Genomic DNA, 18,926 nt, shown 5'->3' with positions numbered 1-18,926 from the left:
ATCAAACTTTTATACTTAAGAATGTTCTGAACAGAAACGCCTAGCCAAAACCAAACAATTTCCAAACCCGTTTTCATCCACAGAAAGAGAACGGGCACCGGGCAGTGCTTTTTTTGATAAACTGGTAAGAACATTTCCTGGAGGCATCTCAATAAAAAGCCTTGTACCGTGCTCACAAAGAATGGAAGAAATATTATGCCACATAACTGGATGTGAAACGTTAAAGGCAAGATCCTCCCTAACCTGTTCCGGCGATCTTAAAAGCCTTGCGGTCCGGTTACAAGCATATGGAATGACTGGCTTTTTAAAATTAATTGTTAACAATTCCTCATGTAAAGATTTAGAAACTGGATCTAGCAATGAGCAATGGGATGGTATGTTCACATTTAGAAGTTCCGCTGTTCTTGCCCCAATAGTAGCTGCACGGTCAATAACCTTGTTGAGGACAGTAATAGAACCTGCAATTGTGATTTGATCCAGAGCATTAATATTTGCCGTGTATACAGGTTCTGTCTCTGTAAAACAAGAATTTGCTAGTTCTTTTACAGTCTGTTCATCCATTCCTGTAATGACACCCATTCCGTAGCCGCTAGGAAAGGCCTGTTCCATTAGCTGACCTCTGAGCTTTATCATGCTTAAAGCATCAGCAAACCCCATGGCCCTACATGCAACGGCTGCGCTATAAGCACCTGCAGAATGGCCTGCCACAATATTGGGATATATCCCTTTTGCTTCAAATACTTTTAAGATAGCAACAGAGGAAACAAGCAGGCTGATTTGAACAGATACGGTCGATTTCAAAGCTTCAATGGAATTAAAGTTGTAAACGCTTTCTCCGAGTACCTCCGTAGCTTCTTGCAGGACAGCCTCAACTGCAGGATGTTCAGGCAGTTTTTGAAGCATATTCGGCTTTTGAGAACCTTGGCCAGGAAATAAGAATGCGAGTTTCACCAACTTTCACCACCTTGTTTGTAATCTCAACTAGTCTGATAACCTTGTAAAAAAACTTATTTATTCTGTGAACCTAGCTTTTTCTGCATACTTGAAATTACATCCTCGTTATGACGCTTCAAAAGGTTCGCTGCTTCCTTGATGTTTTCTTCTCTCAAAAATTCGATTAACAATTGATGCTCTCTAACAGACTTTTCAATATTGCCATCGTTCGCAAACGATAGGCTTTGGATTCTTAGCAGCGGCCATCCGAGCCTTGAATACATCGTTTTAATAGTTTCACTCTTACTCATTTCCACAAGTGTCATATGGAAAGAGTGATTTAGTTGGGTATATTGATGAACTTCCGCCTCATCCTTCATTTTTTCTAAAATAGCAGCCATTTTTTGCAGGTCCGTTTGGTCTACTCCTTTTCGGCCAATACGTTCGATGGCCATCGTCTCGAGCATGTTACGTATTTCAAGAAGATCATATATCTCATTCTCCGTATATTCTTTGACCACGGCCCCTTTTCTTGGAATTCTTTCCACAAGGCCTTCTATGGAAAGTAGATAAATAGCTTCCCTAACGGGAGCGCGGCTAGTTCCGTACTCTTCTGCATAAATATGTTCGATTAGTTTATCCCCAGGGATTAGTTCCCCCTTAATAATTTGATCTGTAATATGTTCAGCAATATGATTTGATAATGCATTTTGAGTAAATTTATTCGTTTTCATGACGAAGTCTCCTCCAATCATTTTTTAAATAGTCGACTGTCGATTTTTATTATAGCCCCAGCGCTCGTAGATTTCAATATATTTAGAAAATTAAAAAAAGATTGACATTTTATTTTCTCACGATTTATTATGAGTTTTAGGAATACAGTCGACTGTTGATTCTCTTTTTTTGCAAACGCTTTCCTTTGTTTCAATTTTCTTCTCAGTACAGACATACTTAAAATTGTTCTGTTCGCTTTTAGTTTTATGCTTAAAGAAAAAATTGAAAAGGAGAAATTGGATGATTATTTTTGGGGTCGCAATATTATCTATTTGCTTTTTATCCGGGGTGTTTTTTGGAGATCTCTTAGGACACATACTTGGAATTGACGCAAATGTCGGCGGTGTGGGTTTTGCTATGCTTATGCTGATACTACTTGTGGAGTACTTTAAAAAGAAAGATAAGCTTAACAAACAGACACAAGAAGGACTAGCTTTTTGGAGTGGAATGTATATTCCGATTGTTATTGCCATGTCAGCACAGCAAAATGTGGTTGCGGCCCTAGATGGCGGGTTTTTGGCTGTTATTGCTGGAGTAGCTGTAGTGGTGATTAGCTGGGCCGTTGTTCCTCTTTTAAGCAAGGGTGGCCAGGCAGAGATTCTAGAAATCGATGTGAATGGAGGCGAACAGAGTGTTAGAAATATTAGGTAATCTTCTGCAAAATAATGGGTTAATTGTTGCTTTTGCCATTGTTGGCTTAACTATGTATCTCTCTTATTTTATCTCTAACAAATTAACCAGAGGCCGCATCCATGGGTCTGCTATTGCTATTACCCTTGGTCTTGTCCTCGCTTACATCGGCGGAGTGGTTACCGGAGGAGAAAAAGGGTTATCAGACATTACCCTTTTTTCTGGAATTGGTCTAATGGGCGGCGGAATGCTAAGGGACTTTGCTATTGTTGCTACAGCCTTTGGGGCCAATTTTAGTGAAATAAAGAAGGCTGGTGTAAACGGGGTCTTATCCTTGTTTGTAGGCGTGGTTCTCTCTTTTGTCGTTGGTGTCATTATTGCGCTTGCCTTTGGATACAGAGATGCGATTAGCTTAACGACCATTGGTGCCGGCACGGCTACATACATCGTAGGACCAGTAACAGGATCTGCCATTGGTGCAAGTTCCGAAGTTATCACCCTTAGCATCGCAGCAGGACTGGTAAAGTCGATCTTGACCATGATAGGCACACCATTTATTGCAAAATTTATTGGATTAAATAACCCGCGTACTGCCATGGTATATGGCGGAATCATGGGAACAACGAGTGGAGTAGCAGGGGGATTGGCCGCAACAGATCCAAAACTTGTTCCTTATGGAGCCGTTACGGCTACTTTTTATACTGGCCTAGGCTGCTTACTTGCCCCATCTGTTCTATTTTTACTGACAAAGGCCATTTTTGCATAAAATTAGAACATGTATCCTTCATAAAACTATGTACTTCTAGAGCATTTTTTCTCCCAAATGAAATATTTCATGCTTTTAATAAATCAACGAACAAATGACTTTATGCAGACAGTATGGTTCCTAAGCAATCTTGGTATTTCTGTACTTAACAGGACTAAGATTGCTTATTTTTTTAAAATCCTTAGTCAAGGAAAATATTCACCTTTAAAATCAATAGAAAAACAATTTTTCCGTTATCATTTATAACTACAATTAGAAACGGCAAAATAATAAAAGAGACAAGTGTTGCTCAATGGACCCTAAAATCCACGTTAATCCAAAAAAAGCTGCCATAAGACAACTTTGCTGCTCTGTAGAAATAGTTGACCATTGATCAAACACTTGTCTAACGGTTTCTAATTTGGTTTTACCATTTGAAAATGATGTTTAAGAACGGTAATATGACTTGGTGTCTTGGTATACACTTCTCCATCCATATCTACATCCTGTTTTTCTTGTGTATGAATGGTGATAGATTTTCCAGAGTAATGGTCCATTTCCTGGCTTAACTCATTATTCTGAATTGTAATATCTGTGGTGAAAAGTTCTTTCAACAACTTCATGTTTGTATGTTTGATGATAAATACATCTGCGAGTCCATCATTATAACTGATCGCATTAAATGGCATCTTCTTTGCTCCTATGTAATTCCCATTGGCTGCAATAATTAATAGCGCCTCTCCTTCCATTCTCTCCCCATCTATATCTAGTACATAATGAAATGGATCCATATTTTTTATTGTCCGAATGGCGCTGAGCATATAACTAATCTTACCGAGATGATCTTTTTCCGTTTGTCTAATATTATTGGAGGTTTCTGCAATCAAACCGGTGCCCCAAAAGTTTAAACAGTAATGGTCATCTACTTTTAGAACATCGACTGGCTTACATTCACCATGGATGATTTGATCCGCAGCTATAGCGATATCCTGGTCAATCATTAAGGACCTTGAAAAATCATTACAGGTACCAGCAGGTAGGATACCAATCATAGGGCGATGATCCAGGTTTGACAATCCGTTGATACATTCATGGACCGTACCATCTCCTCCAAGTATAATGACCAAGTCAACATTTGGTCCATGAAGCTCACAAAGCTCCTTTGCATGGTTGATTTTTTGCGTTTGTACAATCAATAAATTCGAAATACCAGATGACAGTATTGGGACCGAGACCCCGAGTGCCTGTTTAATATCCTTTTTTCCGGCATTTCCGTTATAAATTAATAGTGCTCGTTCGAAACGCATATCAATCACTTCCTCATTAGCTTCTTTTAAGGTATATACCCTTTCATTGTGTATCCTTCACTTCTAAATTCTACTAATCAAGAATTCTAGGAACATCAATGATAAAAAACTTATCCCGGGATTTCCTCCCACTTTTGACTATTAAACAATAACTGTGTCATAATATTTGCCCTTTCGGCTTAAAATTACAGTAAGACTTCAAAGTTGTTTTTAAGAGGAGTCCTCTTTAAAAAAAATCATTAATTTCACCCAGATAATTTTTTAACTACGATCAAGAATTTCAGTTAAAATGTGGTAAGATGAATCCAAATAGAGAAAAAGGATGGCTAGAAAGATGCAGATTTTAATTGGCAGACCTGACATCAATAGGTATATGAACGCATTAATTGACATAGTGGAAAGCATGGGGGGAAGAGTACACTTATCAACCGAAAATCGGGTGAGCTTTAATCCGGATTTAACAGTGACGGTTCCGCCGGTTGCGGACCAAGAGAACCTATATGCGCTTGCGCATGAGACAGGGCATCTAATTGATTACATCGAGGGGAACCTGGATTACGACATGTGGATTTCGAACCGTCCCTATCGGATCAACGCCGAAATGAAGGCTTGGGTCAATGCCTATCATCTCTTGAAGGAAATGGACGCACCTTTAGAAGAGTGGGAGCAGCATGTACAGAGGAAATTGTTTACGTATTTTCAATATGAAGAGGTATCATGAAAAAAGCCTCTTTTGCTATGCTTTGGATTTCCAAGACTAGCAAAAGAGGCTTTCAAATTGGCCTTCTTTATCCTATTTAAGCCAGATTTAATTATATTTATTTTAATAATCCCTTATAAATGGATTCAATGGTCAATCGCTTATTTATTTCTTCAGACACTAATATAATAAAGTCCCTACTTACATTGTACTAATTTCATTACAAAAGTGTTAGCACACTGAAATAGAGCATGATACTTCCGGCTATGACGAAAAGGTGCCATAATGCATGGTGATATTTGAATCCCCTCCAAATGTAGAAAACAGATCCAAAAGTATATAACAATCCACCTATAATTAAATATGTTAAACCAGAATGCTGCATGTGTTTGGTTAAAGGTTCCCAAGCGAATATAATTAACCAACCCATTAATACGTATAACGCAGTAGATGTGAATAAAAATTTCTTTACAAAAAAGGATTTAAAAACAGTTCCACCGATCGCAAGTCCCCATACGATCCCAAAAATAGTCCAACCTAACCAACCTTTAACAACTAAAAACAGGAATGGTGTATACGTTCCAGCGATAAAAAAATAGATAGAAGAATGGTCAAATATTTCAAATAAATCTTTAACTCTGCTTCCTTTAGGGAAAGCATGTAGCAGTGTAGAAGAAGTATACATAAAGAACATTGTAGAACCGAAAAGAGTGAAACTGACAATATGCCAAGCGTTTCCGTATAATGATGAAGATACAATTAATAATATTAATGCAACTATGCTAAGAAGAGCACCTATACCATGAGTAATTGAATTTGCGACTTCCTCGCCTTTGCTAAAAGTGTGTGTGTTAGCCATAATAGTTTCACTCCCTATGTAATCAATAATTATTAATTTTAACAAGATCAGTAGCAATAATGTAATATACATATGTCATATTTCAAAGAAGTGTTTCAAAAAGAACGAAATATACAAATACCTTTGGAACGTTGAAATTGGCGGATTAAAAATAAAAAGTCCCTGCGTAAAAAAAATAGAAGTCCATAACTTAGACTTCTAATTGTTTGCTGATTCTATTTAATTTTAATTCGTGTTTTGCTTGTTTTTCAGCAATAAAATCAATATCATATTTAATTTTTCAACAGATTACTCTTTGCAGGACTAATTAGTTATATTTAATTTAAATTTCCCAAAGAAAAACTGAGTCCAGGACTCAAACTCCTTCTAATTTATTGGCTGCTTTTCTCGCCCTCAAAAATCGGACTAAGTTTAAAACAATGACTTTTGAAACCGCATAAGTCGGAACAGCTAAAACCATTCCAAGTACGCCTGCCAGATTACCTGCAGCTAATAGAATAATAATAATCGTTGCCGGGTGAGTATCCAATGTTTTACCTAAGATCAAAGGTGACAAGAAGTTCCCTTCTATCTGCTGAGCAACCAATATAACGACTATGACCAATAAAGCCTTCGTTGGTGAATCAAAGAAAGCAATAAGCACTGCGGGCGCACCGCCAATGATTGGTCCAACATAAGGGATAATATTGGTAAAAGAAATAATAAGTGCCATGATTAACGCGTACGGCATACCAATGATTAAAAATCCAATAAAAGCCAAGGTCCCGACTGCAAGCGCCACCAACACCTGCCCCTGGATGTAAGCTGACAGTGTCTCCCCTGTTTCTTTTAAAATTTTTAGACCCTCATCGCTGTAATCGGTCGGAATAAAGTTGGATACGGCTTTTGGAAATTTATGACCATCCTTTAGCATGTAAAATAATAAAAATGGGACAGTGACGAGAATGATCGCGATATTGGTGACCACACCAAAGAAACCCTTTATTCCGTTCGTCAGTTTGTTTGGCAGTGTATTGGCATATTCCATTAACCGTTGTTGTACCGAGTCAATGATTTCACTCTGCTGAACCATTATGTTTTTAAATTGTGATGAATGGATTACATTATTAAAAAAGTCAGTAGTCTTGTTGGCAAAAACCGGTAAATTGTTAGCAAGTTCGGTTGCCTGTTTTGACACAGTTGGAACCAAACTGCCTATTGCCAAAACAAGCAAACCTGCAAATCCAACATATATGATCAGGATAGCCGCTATCCTTGGAAGCTTTTTACGTTCCAAAAAATTCACCAAAGGATTTAAAAGGAAATATAGGAAACCGGTTATCAAAATAGGAAAGAAAACCGTCGAGAAAAACACTCCAATGGGCTTAAACATAAATGAAATTTTTGTGGATACGAAAATAATCGTTAAGATAAGTAAAATTTGAATGAACCAGAATTGTATTTTTGATTTTGACACTATATGTACCTCTTCCCTCACCTATTTCATAAAAGTATAACAAAATCTTGGGATTATATACAGTATTATCCTTTAATTCATTCAGAACCCCATTATCAGGACCAGAAGCCACAGAAACACATCACCACAAATGTACTAAATTTTTACCCGTTTTTATTGCTGTAACGAAACTTAAGTAGCAATAAATAAAATGGTTGTATTAAATCCTAGAAATCAATCTAAAATTAATATTGGTTTAATCTCGTTTTTAGATATATAATCAAAACAAGAAAAAGGAAAACGTTTTCAAACTGTAGCCTCTTCGCTACTTCTCATAAATAAGGAGGATTTCAAATGAGCCAAATTGAACGAGATTTTAAAGTGAAGCATTTATTAGAAAAACAAAAATTCAATGAGAAAGAAATTGCCGTCATGACGGATCCACAGATTGAATATTATCACTGGCTCTATTTTGAAGACTCCGTTTATGATTATATGTAAATAGAAAATTGAATGAATGTAAAATTAACTAACAAAAATATAACCTTTGTCAAAGTAGTGTCTACATACTTTTGACAGAGGTTTTTCGTTTTCAATTAACTACTGATTAATTATTACTAAAAAAATGCACCGCCAACTGTTAGTTGTCTAACAATTGGGGTGCAGTGTGGTCTAGCTCTTACTTAAATTACTTCTCCATCAAAATTTAAGTCATCTGCCTTTTTTCTTGAAAATAAATTTCTAAGTGCATCTGGAAGTGCGATCATCGCCGGCAAAAAGACAGGAAGTAGTATGAAGCAAAGCACTACAAGGCCAGTAATGACAGCAATAGCTAGTTCAAACAATAGCAGTATTCCGGAAGGCATAAGTGTAGCAAAGGTGCCGCCAAGGATGATAACTGCAGATATGATGACCCCGCCAGTCTGCCTAGAAGCCAGAACGATGGCCTCTTTTGGCGACAATTGAGGATATTCCTTAAAGCGCATCATAAGGAATATACTATAATCCACTCCCAAGGCTACAATGATAATGAAAGAGAAGAATGGAACGAAAGAAGATATTCCTTCATATCCCAGCATATCTATGAAAATATAATTGATCATGAACATGGCTGTATAGTATGCTCCTACAAGAGACCCAGTTATGAAAACCGGTATCCAGAAAGATCTTATCACAAAGAAAAGTACAAGTAATACTCCTATAATCACGATAGCTGTTGTTTTATTCAGATCCCGGCTCAGAATATTATTCATATCGTTTGTGGTAGCACTTGGTCCGGAGACACCAAAAATTGCTTTTGAAAGGCTAGTGCCTTTAAGTCCATCAGAAACAGTAGAATTTATTTTATTGATCGTACTTAAAGCTTCTTTGGAATAAGGATCAGCTTTCAAAACGATTGTCATCTTTGTGATTTTTCTATCATTGGACATGAACGCATCTAATGATTTTTTAAAGTTTTTGTCCGTCAACGCTTCTTTCGGAATAAAGAAGGTTTTATTTGTTTTAAATTGCGTTAAGAAACCATTTGTCTGTCCTAGTCCGTCAGAAATTTGCTTTAACCCATCGTTTACATCTGATAGCTTTTGTCCAAAAGTACTGAAACCATTGAGACCAGCTACAAGCTGCTCCTGTCCTGATTTCATTTGGCCAAGCCCAGCGGATACATTATTCATATTCGTGACAATGGTACCTATTCCTGAGGAAGCTTTCCCAAGGCCCCTTTCAAGTTTTTTCAAACCATCTGCCATTTGGGACAAACCGCTGCCCATGGTGACAAGATTTTTATTGGCTGTACCAAAACCAGCGGTTACCGCATTATAATTTTCATTTAATGCCTTTATTCCTTCAGGTGTAATTGGACTTAAAGACGATGATAATTGATTGATTGTTTGCTTTAATGCTTGGTAATTAGCATCACTCTCTGAATCTGCATAACTATTTCCAAGAGCAGCCACCATTAGTTGCATTTGCGAGACAGCACTTTTCACACCAAGAAGTGCTTGCGCAGCATCTTGGTAATGGGTTCCCATCTCTTTGTAACCAGCCTGCATTTTTCCATAATTATCAGCTAACACAGCTACTCCGTTGCTCATCTTTGAGAGATTCGTTTCTATGGAAGCCATTCCATTACTTATCGTTTGTGAATTATTTGCCCCATCATCAATACCAGCTTGGATTTGTTTTAACCCATTGGTTAAGGCAGCCATACCATCTTGAAGCTTTGCTGTCCCATCGACCATTTGGTTGACCTTAGAAAAGTCTGCTGATCCAAGCTTTTCTTGAGCCAGCTTTAATCCGTCATTTATTTGATCCACACCATTTTGAGTTTTTGATATTCCATCCGTAATGGACCCCATTTGACTGTCGACGTAAAAATCGTCAATTTGCGTTCCTAGAGGTTGTGTGACCGAAGAAACCTGCTTAACGCCTTTAATGCTCTTGAGTCTTTCCGTTATATTATCCACAACGGCAAGGGATTCATTATTATCAAGGGCCCTACTATATTCAATGACCACCGTAGCAGGCATGGCCTGACCTTTACCAAAATGATCCGCAACTAAATTAATGCCTTTAGAAGAAGGATATTTATTTCCAAGTTCTCCGATGGTATCAAAGTTAAGCTTTTCCTCGTGTAAATACACCATTGGTCCAATGATCAAAAGGATAACGATCACTGGTAAAATCGGGTGCTTAGTAGCAAAAGAGGATGTCTTACCCCAGAACTTATTTTCCTTATGACCACCTACATTTTTGGAAGGCCAGAAAAGTTTTTGGCCTAAAACTTTCATTATGAAAGGTGTTAAGGTCAAAATCTGCAGCAATAGTATGGATACGCCGATTACCACCACAACACCGGATTTATAAATAGGCGATTCAGCAAAAACGAGAGCAAGGAAAGCGATAAATACAGTGAGTATACTATAGGCAATCGTTTTACCTGCCGTCTTATAGGTGTTGACAATCGCATCCTCTATAGAGTGGCCATGGGATAATTCCTCCCTAAAGCGATTAAAAAGAAGGATGTTGTAATCCGTACCAATTCCAAAAAGGATCAGTACCAGGAGCATTTGCGTAAGACTTGTAATCGGAAATCCAGCTTTATCAATTAATTGAGCTGCAATCCCCATGGAACAAAGATAGGAAAAGGCTACAGCCACTAAGGATATCAAAGGAGTCACTACTGACCGAAACACGATGATTAGCACGACTAAAATAAAGATAACGGTCAATGCCGCACTCTTCTCTACCCCGCCTTGAGACGCTTTTAGATAATCATTATTGATGAAGTCTTCACCACTTAAGTAGTATTCCACAGGTACTTTACTAAGTTTGCTATCTAGTTCTTTTTTTATCTCATCTACTTCTCTTGATTTCTTATCAAGCTTATAGCTTACCAATAGAGTCGTGCCATCTTTAGAAACTAATGAGCTTTTGGCATCCGGCATGCTAAAGGGATCGATCATATCTGTAATACCTAGCTCTTGTCTGCTCTCGCTAATAGCCTTCAGCGCATCACCAATTTTGTTCATTTCATCTTCTGAAATTTTATCTTTATCGTAAAAAACGATAAGGTCGTTGGTTCCTTTAGCGGTATCAATCTTTTTTAATATATTATCCGCGATAATTGAGGGGCTTTCGCTATTTGCTCCTTGCTGCCCCTTTTGTCGAAGAATGGCATTGATGTCTGGCTGAATGACAGTAAGCACTATCGTCGCAATTAGCCAAATTACGAATATAGCCCAACGGCCTTTTATGATCTTTCTCACCTTTTATCCCCCCTGTTATCATCATTTAAATATTTTTATTTTCTCTCATACTTACAATAAAACAACCAGTTATTATTCAAACACTCTGTTGATTTAATGGCGTAAAAAAAGTATATTAAATCTAATTCTTAGTAACAATAATCAATTTGAAAACTTGTGTTATTAAATAGACATTTTTTTGAAATTTGTTCAATAAAAACCGCATTAAAGTGAATTGATTTATCATTAGGAGGAGCATTACATGGTTGGTATAAAAGGAAACCGAAGAACATTGTATAGTAAAAAAGTAATTATCGATGCTTTCTTAAAGCTGCTTCAAGAAAAAAACTTAAATAAAATTACCGTTACCGATATTTGCAAAGAAGCAGATATTAATCGTGGAACTTTTTATTCGTATTACAATGATCCCTTTGATTTAATGAGAAGTATCGAGGAAGAAATGATAGAAAAAATGATGAGGACCATTAATATCTCAGGAGACGAATCCATCAAAAATATACTTAATGATATTTTTAATTTGATTCTTGAAAATATAGAGCTTTGTAAAATTATTTTCAATGAAAAAAATGGCTCTCATGTGCTAAATACCATTTTGAAATCTGTTTATGTAAGAACAATTGAAGAACAAAAAAGACGGTTTCCAAATGCTAATGAGACTCAATTAGAATATTGTTTTACTTATACAACTGGAGGAACCATCGAAGTCGTACGAAAATGGATAAATGATGATATGAAACTTCCTGCTGAAGAAGTTATATGCATCTTAGAAACTATGTACATAATCTAAATCTCTAAAACATTATTTTTAATATGAAGGATTTCCATTTATAGTTACAGATATTCGCTATGAATTTTTACTCCGAGCCATTTACAAACTTATAGAAAATCAAAAAACCGTCAAGATAAATCTCGACGGTCTATATCCATCCCCAAAAAATGTTAATAAAATGCTTTACAATATTACATACATAATATGTTGATTTAGTTAGTTCGTTTTCAATCTTCTTTGTTGTGCCTTTTCCATAATGACTTTGGACTCTATTTCGGAAGCTTGTTTAACCTTCTTAATAAATAAGGAAAGAAGTAATCCGATGATGCCGATCCCAACTATGACAAAGTAGGCGTCATTAATCCCCTGTATGGTCGATTCCTTAATAAGCTGCGCTTGGGTCAAGCCTTTAGCAGCTGCAGTAGGAATCAAATCCTGCAGATGTGATTTCGTTCTGTCCGACATAACGGTAACAAGAAGCGATGTACCGACGGCACCCGCCACTTGCCGAATGGTATTGCTTATGGCAGTTCCGTGTGCATTTAGACTCTGCGGCAGTTGATTCAAACCAGCAGTCTGTAAAGGCATCATCATCAAGGCCATCCCAATGCGGCGCCCCGTTGACATGAGAACCAAATAGGTATAACTTGTCGAGTCCGTTAAGTCCGTAAAACCAATGGTTGTGGCAATGGTAATAATCATTCCGATAACCGTTAGCCATTTCGCGCCAAATCGATCAAACAGCTTCCCGGTAACAGGCATAAGAAAGCCCATGATCATCGCACCCGGAAGTAGGAGAAGACCGGACTCAATGGCTGTGTAACCACGGATATTCTGAAGGTATAGCGGAAGCAGCATCATATCTGCATACATTACCATCGTAACAGCGATATTGATAATTGTCGTTAAAGAGAACATATTGTATTTGAATGCACGTAAGTCAAGCAATGGATTTTGCGACTTTAGCGCCCTCCATGAAAAGAGAACAAGTGCCAAGACTCCCACAGCAATCGTACTTACTACCTCTATGTCTGACCATCCAAGGCTTCCAGCTCGGCTGAAACCATAGAGTAATGCGCCGAATCCAATGGTAGAGAGAACAACACTTAGGAAATCGAGTTTTGTCTTGATTGGTTCGGATACATTTCGAAGATAAATGAATCCCAATACTATAACAATGACAGCAAATGGAATCATTCCGTAAAACATTGTTTCCCATTTGTAGTTTTCTATAATATAGCCTGCAATCGTAGGTCCAATGGCTGGGGCGAAAATAATCGCAAGCCCGACCATCCCCATGGCTGCGCCTCGTTTGTTGGGAGGAAAGATGGTCAGAATGACATTCGTTAAGAGCGGCATGATGATTCCTGCACCAGCCGCCTGAATCATGCGTCCGGTCAATAATAAAGGAAATCCCGTTGCAATAGCAGAAACGATGGTCCCTGCTAGAAAGATAAACATCGACGCTTGAAAAAGCTGGCGGGTGGTAAACCGTTGCATAAAGTAGGCGGTAATGGGGATTAAGACACCGTTTACCAGCATGTAACCTGTCGTTAACCACTGTGCTGTTGCAGCTGTGATTTTAAATTCAACCATTAATTCAGGAGTAGCGACACTCATGAGTATTTGGTTTAAGGTTGCAAGGAAAGCACCTAAGATCATTATGAACATGATAGGCCCTTTTTTTATTGAATTTGTGACAGTTTTATGATTATTAGTCAATTCTCTTCTATCCTTTCTATTTTGAATGTAGACTTTATTTACAATATGTTTAATAATTAACATTGTATAAATTACTTTATAATGAGATCGTTGGTTCTGACAACAGACAATTTCTGAGGAAGTGTAAATTAGTTATCGTTTATTTGGATTTTGTAGTAAAAGCAGAAAATAATAGACAGAATTAAAGTTTTTGTAAATTACCAAATAATAGGAAGAGTGATTCGACATGAAAGATAATACAAAGCAACGAGTAGATCCTCGAATCCTTCGTACGCGCCAATTAATCAAGGATGCATTAATCGATTTGCTGCAGGAGATGGAAATCAATAAAATAACGGTAAATCGGATTGCAGAACGCGCGACTATTAACCGTGTTACGTTTTATCTCCATTACGATGATATTCAAGACATGCTGGAGAAAATGGCGCAAGAAATGGCCGAGGATATTGAGTCAATTTTGAAAAGCACGACAACTAGTCAAAATTCCACTGATGATATTGGATGGTTAAAGCTTGTCACCCTGCTTGAGTATATTGCCGAGAATGCCAAATTCTATAAAGTCGTTCTTGGTTCCAGACGAACTCCAATCTTTACGGAACGCTTGTTAAATATCATTACTGGAACCATAACGGAAGGAATAGATAGTAACTTGCTCGCTACTAAAGGTATTCAAAGGGATATTGCTATTTGGCACGGTTCCTCGGCTCTAATCGGCACGATTTCAGCATGGTTACGTAAGGACATGCCCTATACACCGCAATTTCTTGCTAAGCAGTTGTCTTTACTTTTTCAATCAAGTAAAAAATAACGGATTTACACATAAAAGGTCTTATCGAATTACGATAAGACTATTTCTGTGCATTAAAATTACCCTTTAGGGGAAATTTACAAAAGAGAGGAAGGTGGAGTAAGTGCCTGATCTTTTGGAAGCGTTGAAAAGTGTAGTTGAGTCTTTTATTAAAGATGAGAATAAAACGCCTCTTCACATTGGCGAGGCTATGGGATGCTGGATATTTATAGCTTTAGTTGGTGAGACACAAGTACAGACTGAAGCAGGAATTAACAGTACCACGGACCCTGAATTGAGAAAAGCTCTCCAAGAAGCAGTTAACATGCTCAAATCGCAGAAAGAGCGAATTTCGGCATTTATGCGGTCAGAAGGGATTCCACTACCACCTCTGAGTGAATCGAAACCAATCTCTGACCCGAGTAGTGTTCCATTGGGTGTTAAGCTGACTGATAACGAACTTGCAAACAGCCTTAAGAAAAAAATATCGATGGCGATTACAAACAGTTCAGAAACGGCGGCACAATCCCTTCGCAGCGATGTTAGTCTGATGTGGGCCGTATTTTTACAAGAAAACATAACTTTTTTAACAACATTTAAATCATTGATGCGAAAACGGGGATGGCTTAAGGTTCCACCACCGTATTATCCCGCAGGTTTGCCACAAACAGAAAAGTGAGGTGAGGAGTATGCCAGATGTCATAAAAGCTGTTAATAATGTTATCCAATCATTTGTTGATGATGAACCCAAACCACCATTACATGTGGGGGAAGTCATGTCCTGCTGGTCCTATCTTTCCGAATTATCGGATGAACAAGTTCATTCTGAAGCAGGGATTAACAGTACAACGGACCCTGAATTAAGAAAAGCTTTCCATGAAGCCGTAGAGCTGTTCAAATCACAGAAAGAACGAATTATTACCTTTATGTTATCAGAGGGAGTTCCCGTTCCGCCCTTAAGTGAGTCCAAGCCTCAGTCTAACCCAAGCGATGTTCCATTGGGTGTCAAGTTAACGGATGATGAACTTGCAAACAGTCTTAATATTAAAATCGTTATTTTAATTTCCTATTGTGCAAATGCAATCATTCAAACCGTGCGCAATGATGTTACCTTGATATGGCTTGAATATTTACAGGAATATATGACGTTTGGAGCAACCCTAAAAGCACTTGTGAAAAGACGGGGATGGCTTAAAGTGCCTCCATACTACTATGCTCCAGGAGCACCGATAAAATGACAAGGCTGAAAAAAAGGACCTAGATATTTCCACTACCCGGCCTTTTCTACTGTTCTGTTTTGCAAAATTATTTTGTTCCTGCTTTTCCCAAAATAAAGGGCGCAATTCTTATTTCAGAAAAGTGCCCTATTCCAGAAGATTACGCATAACATAATCCTTTTTCACTTTAAATCATCGGTAATTCAAACCAGAAGCATGTATATCCTTCTTCAGGACTATCTACACCGATTTTCCCATCGTGACGGAGAATGATTTCACGTGCAATAGATAATCCTAGGCCACTTCCCCCCATTCGACTTGTTCTCGCGGTATCGGAACGATAGAAACGATCAAATACCCGTTCTCTTTCTTCAGGAGATATACCAGATCCACGATCTGCTACTTCCACACGCACCCAATTGTTTTGAGAACAAACACGAACCATAATCCAATTTCCACTTTCACCATACTTCAGAGCATTTTCTAAAAAATTGCTGATTACCCTCTCTATCTTTCTTGGAGTGATGCATACCCAATACTCCTCTTCAGGCACATCGATATCTATCTCAACACCTGTCGTCTCTAATTTAGGAAAAATTGCCACTACTTCCCGTCGAACTAATTCCGTTAGATTCAAACGAACTCGTTCCCATTCTTCTTGATGTGCATCTAAAGATGCCAGTTCGAATAGATCGTCAATCAATCCTTTGAGTAATAATCCTTTATTATGGATAACGGAAAGCGATTGTTGCGGATTCTCTGTTATTCCATTTTCTAATGCTTCCGCATGGGCAAGAACTGCTGTAAGTGGTGTACGAAGGTCATGAGAAGCAGCTGCTACCATATAGCGTCGAGCTTTATCCAACTCTTCAATCTTTCTATTCGCTTCTTGAAGATTATCTGCCATAACGTTTATATCCCTTCCAAGCGTACCTATTTCATCCCCTCTTTTAAAGAAATTGACCCGTGCGCTAAGATTTCCATGGGCAAATTGTTCAACAATGCTCGATAGCTTCAATATCGGATTAACCAAAATCCTGCCGTAAACGGAAAGAAGGGTAAAACCAATCAGTATTATCGTTATAAGTAGACTTATCATAACCGTAGTGTGCCCCGACCTGAATAAGCAGACGGCTAATTACTCTTACATCATAGGTTTCATCTTCCGAGGCGTTAACTCGATGCATCCTATTCCAATCATTAAGATCATATCGTATTATTACTTCCCTTTTTAAATCAACTTCTGACAAGTTTGATAATATAAAAGTTGATTCAGCCCGTGTCCTCAAAAGTAGATTTATCAATTCATCTCTGGTCATACCGCCTTCGGTATTAAATTCCCCTTGAGAGCGTTTTCTAATAAACGGTTTATTACCGATTGCACTTGCGAAATTTTGATATTCGTTTCCTGCTAAATGTAAGCAAAGATTCCCGACACTGTTTGTGGATACCTTCAATCTTTTCCAAATCATTTCATCATCGAGATGATTCAAACTCTTAATGATGCGGTGGAGTTGCTTATCCATATCTTCTAGCACATTACTTATTAGTTCCAGCATAACTTTACACCTCTTTTTGCTATATTTATTCTATTCTATTGAAAAAAATTTTTCTTGAACTAACCTGCTTCGATAGTTTAAGTACAACATTTCACAATCTTTCTTGTGGAAAAAGAAAAAAGGCGACCTTCTTCTTGAAGTATCACCCTTTAGCTTGAGTATATTCCTTCACAATCTGCATGAAAGAAAAATAAAAACAGAATAGCAGTCTCGTAAGAACCGCCTTGACCTGTGTGACGTTCGTAGCTTTGTGAACTCATCTCGCTGTAAGGAATATTATTAAACAAATCAAAGAAAATTGTGAATCTGCCCTTTTAGAACACCTTGTCCAAAAAAAGACCGCTCTAAAACGCTAGTAACGGTCTTTCCTGTATATTCAAAAGTTAACTACTGCTCTCGTCAGAACTTTCATGTGGAGGATGATGCTGATGATGGTCGCTACTTTCTTCGCGGTCACCCTCGTAATCTAGTGTCGCGGGGTCTGTATTGCCAAATGTCAGATACCACGGCATCCCTAACGGTCCTCCTGCTGAGGCAGGTGGTACGAACACATCGAATGTCTTATGATGATGGATGTTGTATCGCCGCACCGAACCTGTGTCAGGACCGTTCCCTGTAATTGGGACAAAAAGTTTTCCGTTGGGTCCGAATAGAATTGCCTGTGCAAAGGCGCGCGGTTGTGCGACAGCATCAAGGTCAATCTTGTCGAGAAGTTTGCGTGTATGGCGGTTGACAACTAAAATCTTGTCGGTGTCATTGACATTTGCACGGAAACTGGTGACATAAAGATTACCGTCAGGACCGAAAACCAAGCCTTCCGGACGGTGAAGATCTTTTATGTCGTCGTTGCTAATGAACACATCAAGTAATTTATTTGTCTTCGTATCAAAGCGCAGCACCCAGCCTTTATTTGGATCTAAAAAGTCAAAGGCAGAGACATACAGCAAGCCGTCAGGACCGAAGACCAAACCGCGGGGGTGGAAAGGACTGAATCCGGAGTGGTCGAGGTTGCCTATAAACGCTCCAGTGAAGCCATTGTACATCCGCACTTCTCCAGGCACTTCTATACCCGTGTCGAAGGCGAAGTCACCCATGTCCGCCACAAACAGTACATTTTGTTTCGAGAGGACGATGCCACGCGGTGCAAACGGGGCGCCTGGTGCATTAGATTTGACAAGTTCACCCAGAAACGCACCGGTCTGTCCATTGTACTTCAAAACATCACCATTCTGAGGTTGTCCTTCGTTTTGGTTTGTGACAAGGAGATTACCCTCATGGTCGAAGATCAGTCCTCTGGGACCGTTTAAGCCGTGGTCGCCTGATGGAACAAAACTACCAAGGAACCTTCCCGTTTCTGCGTTGAAAGTCTTCACGGTGTTGTCGGAGCCGTCACCAATGTATAGAAAGTCGTTTCGTAATTTCATTCAAAAACTCCCTAATATAAAATTTTTTAGATTAAAAAAGTAATTTTAATCTAATTTTAATATATTCGTTTGAGAGCTTTTTGTATGGGATAAACTCGCTGATAAAAAAACACAATTTTAACTTTACGTAGTACACGCTAAATGGTCAGCTACCTCATACCTTACTACTTTCATCGTGAATGGGATGGGGGGTGTGGGAGTTGCCTTCACCTACGATTAAGTCGGTAATACAAAAGAACATGATCGTCTCTGATTCTTGTAGTGTCTGATACTTATTCCTCTTCAACTAAACTCCCGT

At 38.3% G+C, this 18,926-nt stretch carries 18 protein-coding genes; 8 read left to right on the top strand and 10 right to left on the bottom strand.

From position 1 onward, the window contains the following. Positions 1 to 15: 15 nt before the first annotated feature. Together AAHB15_RS07900 and AAHB15_RS07895 are read right to left on the bottom strand one after the other, a co-directional pair. Complete coding sequence (locus AAHB15_RS07900; RefSeq protein WP_335571599.1) at positions 16 to 951, bottom strand: ACP S-malonyltransferase; 936 nt, start codon at positions 949 to 951, stop codon at positions 16 to 18. Positions 952 to 1,007: 56 nt separating this feature from the next. Beyond that, on the bottom strand, positions 1,008 to 1,667 hold the full coding sequence (locus AAHB15_RS07895; protein WP_335571600.1) for a GntR family transcriptional regulator: 660 nt from the start codon (positions 1,665 to 1,667) through the stop codon (positions 1,008 to 1,010). 280 nt (positions 1,668 to 1,947) lie between these two features. Here AAHB15_RS07895 and madL point away from each other — a divergent pair, with 280 nt between their 5' ends. Together madL and madM are read left to right on the top strand one after the other, a co-directional pair. Continuing rightward, entirely contained in the window at positions 1,948 to 2,358 is a 411-nt protein-coding gene (gene madL / locus AAHB15_RS07890) for a malonate transporter subunit MadL (protein WP_335571601.1), read from the top strand. Then, complete coding sequence (gene madM, locus AAHB15_RS07885) at positions 2,339 to 3,103, top strand: malonate transporter subunit MadM (RefSeq protein ID WP_335571602.1); 765 nt, start codon at positions 2,339 to 2,341, stop codon at positions 3,101 to 3,103. The genes madL and madM overlap by 20 nt, the downstream gene beginning before the upstream one ends. Positions 3,104 to 3,498: 395 nt before the next feature. Here the strand turns inward: madM and AAHB15_RS07880 are convergent, their stop codons facing one another. After that, complete coding sequence (locus AAHB15_RS07880) at positions 3,499 to 4,389, bottom strand: diacylglycerol/lipid kinase family protein (protein ID WP_335571603.1); 891 nt, start codon at positions 4,387 to 4,389, stop codon at positions 3,499 to 3,501. Positions 4,390 to 4,723: 334 nt separating this feature from the next. On the opposite strand from AAHB15_RS07880, the gene AAHB15_RS07875 reads away from it, so the two are divergent. Further along, positions 4,724 to 5,110, top strand: a complete 387-nt coding sequence (locus AAHB15_RS07875) for a hypothetical protein (protein ID WP_342042137.1) — start codon at positions 4,724 to 4,726, stop codon at positions 5,108 to 5,110. Between the two features lie 199 nt (positions 5,111 to 5,309). Here AAHB15_RS07875 and trhA read toward each other — a convergent pair whose 3' ends face one another. Both trhA and AAHB15_RS07865 read right to left on the bottom strand, forming a co-directional pair. Next, complete coding sequence (gene trhA / locus AAHB15_RS07870) at positions 5,310 to 5,948, bottom strand: PAQR family membrane homeostasis protein TrhA (protein WP_335571605.1); 639 nt, start codon at positions 5,946 to 5,948, stop codon at positions 5,310 to 5,312. Positions 5,949 to 6,303: 355 nt separating this feature from the next. After that, positions 6,304 to 7,404 carry an AI-2E family transporter gene (locus AAHB15_RS07865; protein ID WP_335571606.1) on the bottom strand — a complete coding sequence of 367 codons (1,101 nt, stop codon included), beginning with the start codon at positions 7,402 to 7,404 and terminating at the stop codon, positions 6,304 to 6,306. Between the two features lie 333 nt (positions 7,405 to 7,737). Here AAHB15_RS07865 and AAHB15_RS07860 point away from each other — a divergent pair, with 333 nt between their 5' ends. Next, entirely contained in the window at positions 7,738 to 7,884 is a 147-nt protein-coding gene (locus tag AAHB15_RS07860; RefSeq protein ID WP_141561112.1) for a BH0509 family protein, read from the top strand. A gap of 182 nt (positions 7,885 to 8,066) precedes the next feature. Here the strand turns inward: AAHB15_RS07860 and AAHB15_RS07855 are convergent, their stop codons facing one another. After that, complete coding sequence (locus tag AAHB15_RS07855) at positions 8,067 to 11,150, bottom strand: MMPL family transporter (protein WP_335571607.1); 3,084 nt, start codon at positions 11,148 to 11,150, stop codon at positions 8,067 to 8,069. 241 nt (positions 11,151 to 11,391) lie between these two features. On the opposite strand from AAHB15_RS07855, the gene AAHB15_RS07850 reads away from it, so the two are divergent. Continuing rightward, a complete protein-coding gene (locus AAHB15_RS07850) occupies positions 11,392 to 11,937 on the top strand; it encodes a TetR/AcrR family transcriptional regulator (protein WP_335571608.1) in 546 nt (181 codons plus the stop codon). A gap of 198 nt (positions 11,938 to 12,135) precedes the next feature. Here AAHB15_RS07850 and AAHB15_RS07845 read toward each other — a convergent pair whose 3' ends face one another. Continuing rightward, positions 12,136 to 13,590, bottom strand: coding sequence for a DHA2 family efflux MFS transporter permease subunit (locus AAHB15_RS07845; protein WP_342042136.1), 1,455 nt, complete (start codon positions 13,588 to 13,590; stop codon positions 12,136 to 12,138). 277 nt (positions 13,591 to 13,867) lie between these two features. Between AAHB15_RS07845 and AAHB15_RS07840 the strand changes: the two genes are divergently transcribed. The 3 genes from AAHB15_RS07840 (at position 13,868) to AAHB15_RS07830 (ending at position 15,666) form a co-directional block, all read left to right on the top strand. Continuing rightward, the gene (locus tag AAHB15_RS07840) at positions 13,868 to 14,449 is read left to right on the top strand and encodes a TetR/AcrR family transcriptional regulator (RefSeq protein WP_335574288.1); all 582 of its coding nucleotides are present in this window, start codon (positions 13,868 to 13,870) and stop codon (positions 14,447 to 14,449) included. 103 nt (positions 14,450 to 14,552) lie between these two features. Next, positions 14,553 to 15,107: a DUF3231 family protein gene (locus AAHB15_RS07835; RefSeq protein ID WP_335574287.1), complete on the top strand. Its 555-nt coding sequence runs from the start codon at positions 14,553 to 14,555 to the stop codon at positions 15,105 to 15,107. Positions 15,108 to 15,117: 10 nt separating this feature from the next. Next, entirely contained in the window at positions 15,118 to 15,666 is a 549-nt protein-coding gene (locus AAHB15_RS07830) for a DUF3231 family protein (RefSeq protein ID WP_335574286.1), read from the top strand. Between the two features lie 166 nt (positions 15,667 to 15,832). Here the strand turns inward: AAHB15_RS07830 and AAHB15_RS07825 are convergent, their stop codons facing one another. The 3 genes from AAHB15_RS07825 to AAHB15_RS07815 all read right to left on the bottom strand — a co-directional run bounded on the left by AAHB15_RS07825 (position 15,833) and on the right by AAHB15_RS07815 (position 18,628). Beyond that, positions 15,833 to 16,663 (bottom strand): sensor histidine kinase, encoded by an 831-nt coding sequence (locus tag AAHB15_RS07825; protein ID WP_335574285.1) that lies wholly within the window; start codon positions 16,661 to 16,663, stop codon positions 15,833 to 15,835. Positions 16,664 to 16,670: 7 nt separating this feature from the next. Continuing rightward, positions 16,671 to 17,204, bottom strand: coding sequence for a DUF1572 family protein (locus AAHB15_RS07820; protein ID WP_335574284.1), 534 nt, complete (start codon positions 17,202 to 17,204; stop codon positions 16,671 to 16,673). A gap of 383 nt (positions 17,205 to 17,587) precedes the next feature. After that, positions 17,588 to 18,628, bottom strand: a complete 1,041-nt coding sequence (locus AAHB15_RS07815; protein WP_342042135.1) for a hypothetical protein — start codon at positions 18,626 to 18,628, stop codon at positions 17,588 to 17,590. Between the last annotated feature and the right edge of the window lie 298 nt (positions 18,629 to 18,926).

The sequence above is a fragment of the Bacillus sp. OTU2372 genome, assembly GCF_038440275.1.
Lineage (GTDB): Bacteria > Bacillota > Bacilli > Bacillales > Cytobacillaceae > Neobacillus > Neobacillus bataviensis_B.
Note: the sequence above shows the minus strand (reverse complement) of the source record. Positions and strands in the feature narration are given on the sequence as shown.